The organism is Alteromonas sp. ABH4_457 (assembly GCF_056160625.1).
On the sequence record NZ_JBSWXN010000001.1, the window covers coordinates 309,969 to 323,159 of the forward strand.

11 protein-coding genes are annotated in these 13,191 nt (G+C 48.6%); 5 read left to right on the plus strand and 6 right to left on the minus strand.

The window, feature by feature from the left end; genetic code table 11:
• The 5 genes from ACXAGR_RS01255 to ACXAGR_RS01275 all read right to left on the minus strand — a co-directional run bounded on the left by ACXAGR_RS01255 (nt 1) and on the right by ACXAGR_RS01275 (nt 4,224).
• Nucleotides 1–567: a YqgE/AlgH family protein gene (locus ACXAGR_RS01255; protein ID WP_119502223.1), complete on the minus strand. Its 567-nt coding sequence runs from the start codon at nt 565–567 to the stop codon at nt 1–3.
• Between the two features lie 6 nt (nt 568–573).
• Entirely contained in the window at nt 574–1,530 is a 957-nt protein-coding gene (gene gshB, locus ACXAGR_RS01260; RefSeq protein WP_474847633.1) for a glutathione synthase, read from the minus strand.
• A gap of 101 nt (nt 1,531–1,631) precedes the next feature.
• The gene (locus ACXAGR_RS01265; protein ID WP_474847635.1) at nt 1,632–3,062 is read right to left on the minus strand and encodes a sensor histidine kinase; all 1,431 of its coding nucleotides are present in this window, start codon (nt 3,060–3,062) and stop codon (nt 1,632–1,634) included.
• Between the two features lie 69 nt (nt 3,063–3,131).
• Nucleotides 3,132–3,860 (minus strand): 16S rRNA (uracil(1498)-N(3))-methyltransferase, encoded by a 729-nt coding sequence (locus ACXAGR_RS01270; protein ID WP_474847637.1) that lies wholly within the window; start codon nt 3,858–3,860, stop codon nt 3,132–3,134.
• Nucleotides 3,861–3,954: 94 nt separating this feature from the next.
• Entirely contained in the window at nt 3,955–4,224 is a 270-nt protein-coding gene (locus ACXAGR_RS01275; RefSeq protein WP_474842994.1) for a hypothetical protein, read from the minus strand.
• A 396-nt stretch (nt 4,225–4,620) separates the two neighbouring features.
• Between ACXAGR_RS01275 and ACXAGR_RS01280 the strand changes: the two genes are divergently transcribed.
• Nucleotides 4,621–5,487, plus strand: a complete 867-nt coding sequence (locus ACXAGR_RS01280; RefSeq protein ID WP_474847639.1) for a mechanosensitive ion channel family protein — start codon at nt 4,621–4,623, stop codon at nt 5,485–5,487.
• A 115-nt stretch (nt 5,488–5,602) separates the two neighbouring features.
• Here the strand turns inward: ACXAGR_RS01280 and ACXAGR_RS01285 are convergent, their stop codons facing one another.
• Nucleotides 5,603–6,400, minus strand: a complete 798-nt coding sequence (locus ACXAGR_RS01285; protein WP_474847641.1) for a M48 family metallopeptidase — start codon at nt 6,398–6,400, stop codon at nt 5,603–5,605.
• Between the two features lie 297 nt (nt 6,401–6,697).
• Here ACXAGR_RS01285 and ACXAGR_RS01290 point away from each other — a divergent pair, with 297 nt between their 5' ends.
• The 4 genes from ACXAGR_RS01290 (at nt 6,698) to prsR (ending at nt 13,189) form a co-directional block, all read left to right on the plus strand.
• Complete coding sequence (locus ACXAGR_RS01290; protein WP_474847643.1) at nt 6,698–8,476, plus strand: choice-of-anchor I family protein; 1,779 nt, start codon at nt 6,698–6,700, stop codon at nt 8,474–8,476.
• Nucleotides 8,477–8,604: 128 nt separating this feature from the next.
• A complete protein-coding gene (locus tag ACXAGR_RS01295) occupies nt 8,605–9,729 on the plus strand; it encodes a beta-ketoacyl-ACP synthase III (RefSeq protein WP_119502215.1) in 1,125 nt (374 codons plus the stop codon).
• 21 nt (nt 9,730–9,750) lie between these two features.
• On the plus strand, nt 9,751–11,781 hold the full coding sequence (gene prsK / locus ACXAGR_RS01300; RefSeq protein ID WP_474842985.1) for an XrtA/PEP-CTERM system histidine kinase PrsK: 2,031 nt from the start codon (nt 9,751–9,753) through the stop codon (nt 11,779–11,781).
• A gap of 46 nt (nt 11,782–11,827) precedes the next feature.
• Nucleotides 11,828–13,189, plus strand: a complete 1,362-nt coding sequence (prsR, locus tag ACXAGR_RS01305; RefSeq protein WP_474847645.1) for a PEP-CTERM-box response regulator transcription factor — start codon at nt 11,828–11,830, stop codon at nt 13,187–13,189.
• Nucleotides 13,190–13,191: the final 2 nt, after the last annotated feature.

Here is a 13,191-nt window from a genome sequence, read left to right on the forward strand (position 1 = left end):
TCAGGCGTGGCCAACCTGCGGCGTAAGCTGCCATACATCCACGCCCAGTTTCTTCACAGCAGACTGCCACTTCTTGTGTACGGGCGTATTGAACAGAATGTCTGTGTCGGCTTCCACCGTCAGCCAGGCATTTTCCTGCATTTCCTTCTCAAGCTGGCCGGCTTCCCATCCCGCATAGCCCAGCGCGATGATTGCATGCTCGGGGCCCTCGCTGTGACCGATGGCAGAGAGAATATCTTTTGAAGTGGTCACAACAACACCCGGTGCCATTTTCAAACTGGAACTCCAGTCACCGTCATCAGAGTGGAGCACGAAACCGCGCTCCTGACTGACCGGACCACCGGCCAGCACAATATGCTCTGACGTACTGTCGGCAAACTCCGTGTCTTTATCAGTTTGCTCAAGCAGTTCTTTCAGATTCATGTTCGATGGCTGGTTGATCACAATACCCATTGCGCCTTCACTGTTATGTTCGCAAATGTATGTGATAGACCGCGAAAAGTAAGGGTCTTCCAGTGACGGCATTGCGATCAGAAAGTGATTTTGCAAGGACTTCAGTTCTGTCATTCAACGTTACCTCAAAGCTGCCAGTTTAGTTTCTATGGCATCAAACAATTTACCCATAATACTGAAATCGAAATGGGCTTCAATTTCACGGACACAGGTGGGGCTGGTGATATTTATCTCTGTAATACGATCGCCAATCACATCCAGACCAACAAACAAAATGCGGTGCTCTTTCAGTACGGGCGCAATCGCGTTCGCCAGTGCTCTATCAGACTCACTGACTGCCTGGGGACGCCCGGTACCGCCGGCTGCCAGATTACCACGGGTTTCTCCCTTCGTGGGTAAGCGCGCCAGACAATAGGGCATCACTTCACCGTCTACAATCAGAACCCGTTTGTCACCCTCTTTAATGGCCGGCAGATATTCCTGCACCATCATCTGTTGGGTCCCGTTTTTGGTCAGGGTCTCAATGATGACGCCCAGGTTATTACCATCGGGTTTTACCCTGAAAATCGATGCGCCGCCCATACCGTCCAGCGGCTTACAGATTATATCCTGATGTTCTGCGTGGAAATCTCTTACCAGCTGAGGATTGCGTGTTACCCGTGTAGCCGGAATTAAATCCGGGAACCAGGAAGTAAATAACTTTTCATTGTAATCCCGCAGCGCCTGAGGATTATTGACTACCAGCGCGCCTCCGGCTTCCGCTAAAGACAGCATTTGTGTGGCATACAGAAATTCACTGTCGAAAGGCGGGTCTTTTCTCATCAGCAGAACATTGATATCTGCCAGTGCCATGGTCTCGCGGGGCGACAATGAATAGAAATCCTGTGCCTGGTCCCGTACGGTAACTTTACGCACGGAGGCCATTGGCTTGCCGTTATCCAGATAAAGATCGCTCATTTCCATATACAACAGGGTCGCGCCGCGTTTCTGCGCTTCCAGCATCATGGCAAAGCTGGTGTCTTTATGGGGTTTGACAGACGAGATAGGGTCCATCACAAAGCCGACTGAATAGCTCATCGGGTGATTCTCTTTTATGTAAACGGGGTAATACCTCTACTATGGCGTTGATATTGCTAAAATCAACACCTTTTCGCAGGTAATCATCGTGCTACACCGCGTTAGCCGGCGGTTTGTTCCGGAAAAGTGAAGATTATCTTGTTGCCGCCCGACTGGCGCTGCACGATTTGCATGGTTCCGCCAAGACCCGCGGTAATTTGTTGATAGCACAATGCCAGACCACCCGGTGCCGAATGCCGTCTGAGCAGAGTGGCTGCTGCCGGCCGCATGGCATTGTGAATCGTAGTGCGCGGAATGGCCTGTCCTTCATCTTCAACAATGTACCTGATCATCGGGTAATTGCCATAGCTTGTTTTTGATGCGGAAAGCCAGATTTTTCCTTCGTTACGGTTGGGGTAGCTGTGATGGCACACGTTTAAAATCAGTTCGTTGAGTATTTGTGTAAACGTACCGGCAGCAATGGTGGAAGTACAGTCCGGGTCTATGTCGATACAGGCTTTAATATCAATATGCTTCGCTGCGCTGGCTATGACAGAAAGCATGGTGCCGGTGGCTTTCGCCAGTGAAATCTGCTTTACCGGATTGTGAGTGATAAGGCTGATGTAACCGGATAATTCATCCAGTCTGCGAACCGCTTCGCCAAGCAAGTCTGAACCGGCTCCGGTTGAGCGGTTTAATGCATTATAAAATTGATTCAGTTCTTTACGGGAGAGCTGTTTTAAACTCACATTTCTTTTGTTCTGAGCGGTAATCACTTTTTGAAAGGAAAAAGTCGTCTTTACCACAGCCAGTAACGCTTCTGTTTCTTTGATTAAACCCGATGCCATAGGGCGGAAGGTTTTAGGGAGCGGGCAACTGGCAAGAATATGTTCGGCCTCTGTCATTTTCAGGGCCAGTTTTTCAGCGGTTTCTTTTAAATACTTATTTTCTTCCTGCTGCTGAGAAACCTGCTTTTGTAAGATCCAGTTGGCGCTGTTTTTTCCTTGCTGATAATCACAGTAAGCAAAAATTTTACTCAGGTTTACCGCTACGGCCTGATAGTGGGCAATGGTGTGGGGATCCGGAGTTTGCTTCTGACCGCCGGTGACCGCCAGAGTCCCGATACAGTTATTTTCACGGATCAGCGGGAATGACCAGCAACTGGTGATCCCGACTTCTGCCATTTCCGGTGAAAAGTCCTTCCAGTTCGGATGGGCTGCAATGTTATCGATGAAAAAGGGCTGGCCTGTTACGGCCGCCGGCCCGCAAGCGCCTTCCTTTTCACACAGTTTCATTTCGTGAATGGCGCGAATAAAATGCTCAGGCAGAGAAGGGGCGGCTAACAGGGATAAACTGCCGGTTTGCGGTACAACCTGCATGACTGCAAAACGGAAACTGGTGGTGTGCTGTTCCAGAAATTGTAAGTAGAAGGTCACCACTTTTGCCAGAGGCTGACCGTCGAGAATACGTTCAAGACAGGCACTGTAGACCTGATCTAAATTCAACCTGCCGGAGGCGATGGCCGGATTACCGGCGGAATGTACGAGATACATAAGCTTTTTATTGTTTTTCTGGCTTAGTTATTTTTTAACCTGTTTTAGCATACAAAACAAGTATGACGTTTATAAGTCTCCATGCTGGGACTGTAGAATAGTAATGGCAGCAAGAGCTGCTGTTTCTGTTCTTAATATGCGCGGGCCCAGACTGACAGAGGTATAGCCGCTTTCATTTGCCTGATGAATTTCCTGCTCAGACAAACCACCTTCCGGTCCGATAAGCAAACGATAGCCTTTTGATGAATAGGGCGTTTTTACCAGTGGTGAATCTGCGCCCGGGGCTAATGTTAAACGAACAGCCTGAGTCGGACTCGCCAGCCATTGATTCAGTGTTACCGGCGCATTGAGTACCGGAACCACATTACGTCCGCATTGCTCACAAGCACCGGTGATGATTTTTTGCCATTGCTGAATTTTCTTTTCCCAGCGCTTTTCATCCAGCTTCACTGCACATCGTTGTGTCAGTACCGGTGTGATTTCAGTAACACCCAGCTCGACACTTTTCTGTAAAACAGTATCCATGCGGTCGCCTTTCGACACACCCTGACCCAGATGAATTGGAAGAGGTGACTCTTTACCGATGGTCAGGCAGGCGTCAGCTTCAATGACAACCTGTTTGCGGTTCACTGCGATAATCTGGGCACTGTACTCATTACCATCGCCGTTAAACAGCACAACGGGATGATTCGCTTTGAGTCGCAACACAGTGGCTACGTGGTGTGCAGCGTCATCATTAAGCAGGAACTCTTCGTCCAGAGGAATATTACCGGGGTGGTACAGGCGCGGGATTCGCATGGTGATATCACTATAACTTCAGTTTTATAAGCGTTATATGATAGCGAGTTTGCGGGTGCAGACGCAATGTCTGCACCGCAGTAAGCGGGGGAATTTAGTTAACCTGAACACTGTTCGGACGGGTTTCTTTGGAAATGTTACTTAAATCCGTCGCAGCACCGCTCTTTCGGGCGTGAACAGTATTTTTACCTTTGTCAGAGGTGAGGGCAAAACCCAGAATGAAGAGAACAATCACAAAAAGAACAGATAGAAAGAACATTTTAAAATCCCTTAGTTTAGCAAACCGGTACTTGGCGATAGCTAAATAACCAGATACGTCATTACGTCTTACATCCAACATCGGATCCTGATGTTGTAAATCCATACGAAAGAAGTCACTTTCTTCCGGTATTCTGGTTCGTATTTCCTGCCACTGAGCGGCTTGTAAGCCGAAAAGTGATGACTGAATATAGACTAAAATCTGCGAATTTCCAGCCTTTCCCGATGCCGGATTTATTCAATTTTGTTATTAGCACTAAAATCAGTTGGTTAAAGAAACACGTTGTCGAGCATTCATCGCGCTGTTTTTTTCACGCACTGCAAACTTTACGTTGATGCGATGACAGAAATATTATCGTCAGCTTATAAGTGTTTCATCATCTGAATTTATACCATTGTATAAGGCAGAAAGCAGACCAGGGGCATTGCGTGATCTACCGCAATATTGCTATCGTATCCCCCGCACTGTGCAACGATTCGCGCATTAACAAAGGAAACAGAAATGGAAGAAACTTTATCAATGTTTACTGCTTCAGATATTGAACGGTATATTAATACATACGCTATTCCCTGGGCGATCAACATCGCTATGGCAATTGCGATCTTCGTTATTGGACGAATCATTGTCGGTATACTGCTGTCTGTATTCCGTCGTGTGATGGCAAAATCCAAATACGACGAAATGCTAATCAATTTTGTAGAGTCGATTGTCTCTGCAATACTGATGTTGTTCGTTATTGTGGCATCACTTGACCAACTGGGCGTGGATACCACCTCTCTTGTTGCTATTGTGGGTGCAGCCGGTTTAGCTATCGGTTTATCTCTGCAGGATTCTCTGAAGAATTTCGCAGCCGGCGTTATGTTACTGGTATTCAAGCCGTTCAAACAAGGCAACTATGTTGAAGCCGCAGGTACTGCCGGTGTCGTTCAGAAGATTGGTATTTTCCACACTGTGATGACGTCCCTGGATAACAAAGAAATCACTATTCCGAACGGTAAGATTTACAGCGACAACATCACTAACTACTCTGCAAAAGACACCCGTCGTTGTGATATGACGTTCGGCATCGGCTACGATGATGATCTGCTGAAAGCCAAGCGCATTTTGCAGGAACTGGTAGATGAAGAAACCCGTATTATGAAAGAACCAGCCTGCTTAATCGGCGTGGCTGAATTAGGTGACAGTTCCGTTAACTTTACTGTTCGTCCGTGGGTGGCTGCCGCCGATAACCTGGCCGTACGCCTGGACTTTACTGAAGCGGTGAAATTGCGTTTTGACGCGGAAGGTATTTCTATTCCTTATCCGCAAATGGATGTGCACTTTTTCAAAGAAGCTGACAAAACAGTATCTGCGAAAGAATCAGCATAATTCTGTTTAGTATCCTGAGTACTTAACACTGATACTAAAAACCCCCTTTTTCGAAAGGGGGTTTTTTATTAGTGCCAGTCGGGTCGACTCCTGACACCTTCACTGTGGTTGGCAGCTACTTACAGGAAGGGCGTTTAGCTGTTCCCTGATAATCCGCCATGGCAGCCTGCATATTGGCCTGCAAGTTTTCAATACGGTTTTGCGGGGCAGGGTGAGTGGAAAGAATTTCTACCGGACGCTGACCATTGCTGGCGGCATCCATGTTCTTCCATAACTCTACTGACTCCCTGGGATCGAAGCCCGCCTGCGCCATCAGTGCCAAGCCGATAAGATCGGCTTCAGACTCGTGGGCACGGGAGAAGGGCAGCGTAATCGCAACCTGTGAACCCATGCCAATAGCCGCCATAATCGCACCGCTGTATGCTACCTGTTTTGCTTCAATTGCCGTTGCTACGGCTTGTGTACCCAGGTTTGTCAGTGTGGAAGTCGACATACGCTCGTTACCATGGTGAGCAATAACATGGCCGATTTCGTGTCCGATAACGGCTGCTAACTGGGACTGGGTTTTCGCCACATTGAGCAAGCCGGTATAAACACCGATTTTACCACCGGGCAATGCAAAGGCGTTGACCTGGTCATCCTGAAAAACCACCACTTCCCATTCACCGTTAAACACCGAGTCCGGTACCAGCGGCGTCAGCGATTTTGCAACACACTGAACGTAGGTATTTTCTACCTGTTTACTGGAAACCTTCAGTTCCTCTTTCATACTTGAAAACGCCTGACCGCCCATTTCGGCCATTTGTGTTTCAGAGTACAACAACACCTGGTTGCGCCCGGTCGGGGATGTAGCACATGCGCTAAGCACACTTGCCAGTCCCGCCACTGCGAGCACCTTCATCCGTTGTTTCATTTGTGTCCCTCTTCTGCGTTTTTTCGTTGCTTAATACTAATTAAGTGCCTGTTAAAAAGCCACTGGCAAAGGTTAACTACGAAGCGGTAAGCGAAAGAGTTTTTATTGTTAAGCAACGGTTCAGCTTTGTTGTGGGAAAGTGTTCAGACAACAAATGAAGGGGAGATAAGATGACATAAATTCGTCATCTCCCTGACTTATTGCTGTCACACCGTTTCCTTAGGTTATTGAAATTTTGTTGTATGCACACGCAGCCGCATGCGACGTATTTCAATAATAACTTCTAAAGGAAACAGCATGTTGATGCAAAATAAATTCAAACTGGGATTACTGGCGTTGGTGGTATCTGCCGCTCTGACAGGGTGTAGTTTAGATGGCGATGACGGTGCCGACGGTGCACAGGGCCTTCAGGGTGAACAGGGCGAAACCGGGAGTGATGGTCAGGACGCCACAACAGGCGTCGCACTGGAAGTTGTGGGCCGTGCAGTTGTTGGCGGGGCCGGTGCTGCTGAAATTGTGCAGTATCATGCGGGTACACAAACCGTTTATGCAACTAACGGTGAATCAGATACCATCTCTGTGATCAGCATTGCAGAACTCACCGGAGATGCCCTGGAAGCGCCGGTTACCTCTACCAACCTCACAAACACATCAATCGAATTACCTGTTGAAGCAGACGGTACTGCGCTGGCCGGCCTTACCAGTATTGCGGTGTCCGGCGATTTGCTGGCTGTCGCTATTCCCGCAGATGAAAAAGCTGAAAACGGCTTTGTACTTTTCTACAACGGCCTTGATGCCGGCGAGCCGGCTTTCCTTTCCGCTGTTGAAGTTGGCAACCTGCCTGATAATGTTGTTTTCACTCCGGATGGTACAAAGGTACTCACTGCGAACGAGGGCGAACCGTCAGATGATTACACCATTGACCCTGAAGGTTCTGTAAGTGTTATCACTGTCACAGACGGTGTCCCGGCAGACACTGCAACAACCCTTACATTTGAAAGCTTCAACGGCCAGCAGGCAGAGCTTGAAGCCATGGGCATGCAGTTCCCTAATCCGTCCGGCCGTACTATAAATGGTGTTGCCATTAACACCACAGTCGCTATGGATTTAGAGCCTGAGTACATCACAGCCACCGATTCTGTTGCTTACGTTACCTTGCAGGAAAATAACGGTGTCGCCGTGGTTGATCTGGAAGCCATGACTATCAGCATTATCGGACTGGGCGTCAAAGACTGGAGTCAGTACCAAATTGACGTGCAGGAAAATGGTGAAGTCAGCTTTGGTCAGTACGAAGGCCTGTATGGCGTTTATATGCCGGACACAATCACCAGAACTACGTGGAAGGGGGCAACTTTCCTGCTGACTGCAAACGAAGGTGATGCCCGTGAGTACATTTTCAGTGCAGATGATGAAGCATCCTGTCTGGCTGCCGGAGGTCTGGAGTTTGACGACGGTGACTGTCTGGCCTACACCGATGAAGTTAAAGTCGAAGATCTCACTGCCGCAACAAATTCAGAGCTGGCCATGTTGCAGGCAAACGGTGAAGCAGATGACCTGCGGGTGACGCTGGGTATGGGCGATGCCGATGGTGACGGTGAATATGATGCAGCATATACGTATGGCGCACGTTCTTTCACTATCTGGGATCAGAACGGTCAGGTTGTATTTGATTCAGGTGATGATTTTGAACGTATCACCGCCTCTGTACACGGTGCGGCGTTTAATAACGGCGATGATGAAAATGAAGGCGACAGCCGCTCCGAAAATAAAGGGCCTGAGCCAGAAGCCATTACCACAGGTACACTGGGCGATCGCACTTATGCCTTTATCGGTACTGAGCGCATGGGTGGCATTTTTGTTTACGACATCACGAACCCGTACGATGTCAGCTTCTCTGAATACGTGATAAACCGTGATTTGACGGAAGGGCTGACGGCTGATGACAGTATTGGTGATCTGGCGCCGGAAAGTCTGGTATTTATCAGTCCGGAAGACAGCCCTACCGGTGAAGCTTTACTTGTAGTGGGTAACGAAGTCAGTGGCTCAGTCTCACTGTGGCAGGTAACTGCTAAATAAAACTTCTGCCTCTTTATACCTCTTCAGAAAGCCTGAATGCATTAGCATTCAGGCTTTTTTGTTTGTCAGAAGTCCGATGACTTTTGGGTCTCAAACGGCTAAGCTACGAAAAAACGAGAGAGTTATTCATGACTAAAAAAGTTGTTATCAGTGGTGTCGGCCTGTGGACACCTGAACACGTAATCACTAACGAAGAACTCGTCGCCAGCTACAACGCCTACGCAGACAAGTTTAATGCAGAAAACGCGGCACAAATTGATGCCGGCACTGTTGCTGCCAAACCTCATTCCAGTGCAGAGTTCATTGAAAAAGCGTCCGGTATAAAGCAACGCTACATCTACCGTAAAGAAGGCGCGCTGGATGTTGAACGCATGCGCCCGGTCATTCCTGAGCGACAGGACGAAGAGTTGTCCCATCAGGGGGAAATTGCCCTGGAGGCAGCGAAGAAGGCGCTGGCAGCGGCGAATAAATCACCGGAAGACATCGATGCGGTGATCGTATCATGTGCTTATACACAACGGGCTTATCCTGCCATTGCTATCGAAGTGCAAAACCAGCTGGGTATTAAAGGTTTCGGTTTTGATATGCTGGTTGCCTGCTCAGCGGCCACATTTGGCATGCACCGCGCATGGGAAATGGTGGCATCCGGCAACGCCCGTGCCGTGCTGGTTATCAATCCTGAACTGGTGTCACCTCAGGTAAATTACACCGACCGTGACAGTCACTTTATTTTTGGTGATGTGGCAACGGCCACGGTGGTAGAAAGCGAAGACACCGCGAACAGCGACCATGTATTTTCGGTGCTGAGCACAAAAGCGGTGACGTCGTTTTCAAATAACATCCGTTCGAACTTTGGCTACATCAGCCGCGCTCACGATGTTGACCCCTACGGTGAAGACAAATTATTTCACCAGGCCGGCCGTAAAGTATTTAAAGAAGTATGCCCGATGGCTGCTGACCATATTGAGGCACACCTTGCCAGTCACAGTTTTACGCCGGCAGATGTACGCCGCTGGTGGTTGCACCAGGCCAATATCAACATGAACCTGCTAATTGCTAAGCGTCTGTTAGGGCGGGATGCTACGGCAGATGAAGCGCCAATCGTACTCGACCGTTACGCGAATACGGCATCAGCGGGCTCAGTCATCGCATTTGCACTGCATCATCAGGATCTTCAGTCCGGTGATGTGGGCGTACTGTGTTCTTTCGGTGCCGGATACTCCATCGGAAGTTTAGTCATCCAAAAGCAATAAGTTGCCGGAAATAGGGAAGTTATGATTTCAGATATTGGTTACGGCCTGAATGCAGCAGGCTATCTGGTTCTGCTGCTGTTGTTATTCACAGTCCGTAAATCAGGTCTGGCGAAGCACTTGCTGGTGCTTGCCACGATGGCAACCATGGTGTGGTCACTCAGTTTCGTCACCAGGCTTACCGGTCCGGTTTCCGGCCCGCATTTGCTGATAGCAGACACCCTCAAGCAAATGGTGTGGTTGTTATTCATTGCCGGCTGTCTGCAGGATAACTTCAATAATCTCTGGCAGGTGCTGCGCAGGCCGGCGACGATGGTGATCCTCACGCCGCCGGTGCTGGCGTTATTTCTTCCCTTTATTTCTACAATTCCTCACTCCTGGCAGTTTCTCTTTCTTACCGTGTTATCACTGGAAGTACTTATTCTGCTTGAAGTTTTATTCAGGCAGGCAGGTGAGAATCAGTGGGCGTATAAACCGCTGGTGCTCTACCTTGGCGCCATGCACCTGTTCGAATTTGTGATGTACGCCAATGCCACTATGGTCACAAAAATCGAGTTGGTCTACGTGGTATCAAGAGGGTATATCTATTTACTGATGATGCCGCTACTGGTGGTAGCTATCCGCCGTATCAAGCATTGGGGCGTCGATATCTTTATCTCCCGTGAAGTGGTGCTGCACAGCTCCTTGCTGCTGGTGGCCGGTATCTATTTGCTGGTAATGGCACTGGCCGGGTATGTGGTGAATTACATCGGCGGTAACTGGAGTTCCACGATTCAGACCGTGCTGGTGGTACTGTCTCTGGCACTGCTCATCACAATGGTCCTGTCTAACAGTTTCCGTACGCGGATAAAAGTATTCATCACCAAGCACTTCTTTGCCAACCAGTTTGATTACCGGGTTGAGTGGGTGAAGCTGACTCAGGCTCTGTCTTCGTCAGAAGCCGGTGCAGCGCCGGATGTTTATGGCAATGCATTGCGGGGGGTGCTGGGTGCCATCAACTATGAAAACGGCACACTGGTGAAAGCCACGGGTATCGATTTTGACGTGGTGGCCAGTGTAAACAGCGAAGGAATATCGGCAGACGAAATTAAGATCCTCAAGCAACTTATGCCATTCTGTCAGCAAACCAACTGGCTGGTTGATGTGGATGAGTATGCATCAAAGCCCTTTGAGTACAATGGCTTGCTGCTGGACAGAGAGGCGCTGAAAGGTTGTCGCTTTCAACTGGCACTGCCACTGTTAAATTCAGAACAAATATGGGGCTTTGCCCTGCTAAAAACAAAAGACAGTGAGGCACTGACACTGAACTGGGAAGTCCGCGATTATCTTAACGCTGTGACTGAACAGGTTGGTACATACTTACTACACCATGAAGCCGCCAATGCCGTGGCAGAGAACGCACAATTTGCTGCTTTCAACCGGATGTCAGCGTTTGTACTTCACGATTTAAAAAATGTGATGGCGCAAATCGACCTCATTTTGTGTAATGCCGAACAACACAAACATAACCCTGAGTTTATTGAAGATACCTTTGAAACCCTGCATTATACTAAAGCGCGCATGGATAAAATGCTGCGTCAGCTCACCGAGAAAAAGGTCGATGAGCCCGGCGTGTTCTCAGCGCACACACTCTCTGATTTAACCGGTAAGCTGATAGAAACCCGTTGTCAGTCACTTAAACCAGTACCTGAACTGGTGGTGGAAAGTGAAGAAAAGGTAGTGGTCGATCCTGAGAAATTCAGTAATGTGATGTACCATCTAATCAGTAATGCACAGCAAGCCACCGGCGATGACGGTTTTGTCCGTATAACGCTGGAAAGTGACCTGGCCGGTCAGCGCCAGATTGTGCGGATTGAAGACAATGGCTGTGGCATGGATGAAGCATTTATTGAACAACGGTTGTTTAAGCCGTTTGATACCACAAAAGGTAACGCGGGCATGGGTATCGGTGCCTATGACGCAAAAAATTATATGCAGTCTATTGGCGGCAAATTGTCGGTAGAAAGCGAAACAGGAAAGGGAAGTTGTTTTACCCTGGTGTTCCCGCTGGATTAACAGATTTCATTTCCCATAATTCATATTTACTAATGGAAACGTGCGAATGACGGATACGATTCTTGTTGTCGATGACGATCTCGGCATCCAGAAACAGTTAAAATGGAGCTTTACTGACTACAACGTGGTATTTGCAGATGACAGAACCTCTGCGATTGCCCAGTTACGTCGTCATGAGCCCAAAGTAGTGACTCTGGACCTGGGTCTGCCACCTGATCCTGCTAATGCCTCTGAGGGGCTGAAAACCCTTGAAGAAATCATGGCTCTGGCACCGCGGACCAAAGTGATTGTTGTCACCGGCAATAACGATAAAGAGAATGCACTGAAAGCGATTGATCTCGGGGCTTACGATTTTTATCAGAAGCCAATTGATTCCGATACTATCAAGCTGCTGGTCAACCGCGCCCTGAATCTGGCTAATCTGGAACATCAGAACCGCATTCTGGCGAAAGCCCGTCCTGCCATGGGACGTATTATCGGTAATTCTGAGGCAATTCAGGTTGTTATGCGCAAGGCCGAGAAAATTGCCGGCACCGATATCAGTACGTTATTACAGGGCGAAAGTGGTACCGGTAAAGAAGTGTTTGCCAGAAGTATTCACGAACACAGCCCCCGTAAAGACAAGCCTTTTGTCGCGATTAACTGTGCGTCGATTCCTGAAAACTTGCTGGAAAGTGAATTATTCGGCTACGAAAAAGGTGCATTTACCGGGGCTAATAAAACGACTCTGGGTAAAATCGAAACGGCTCAGGGCGGCACACTGTTTCTCGATGAAATCGGTGATATGCCTATTGGCCTGCAAGCTAAAATGCTTCGTTTCCTGCAGGAGCGGGTGATTGAACGGGTTGGCGGGCGAACAGAAATTCCGGTGGATATCCGCGTGATCTGTGCAACCCACCGGGATTTGCAACAGATGGTGGCAGACGAAACCTTCCGTGAGGATTTATATTATCGTGTGGGCGAGATCCCTATCTTTATTCCGCCACTGCGTGACCGCGACCAGGACATCATTCTGCTGGCCCGTACATTCCTGAATACATACCGGGAAGAGTTCGGTGCTAAAGCCAAGAGCTTCTCTGATACCGCTATTCAGGCTATGTTAAACCATAAATGGCCCGGCAATATCCGTGAAATGCAGAATAAGCTGAAATCAGCCGTCATTATGGCAGAAGGCTCTGTGGTGCAGGCTGAAGATTTAGGCCTTATGGCACCACGGGGAGACAACGAGCCGGAAACGCTGAATTTACGGGAAGTCCGTGAGATGGCGGAAAGCCGTGCTATCAGACGGGCCTATCAGACAGCCGATAAAAATATGTCAAAGACTGCAGAGTTACTGGGTGTGACCAGGCCGACCCTGTATTCTCTTATCGACAAATACCATATGGAAGACATTAAAACCGGCGTGTAACT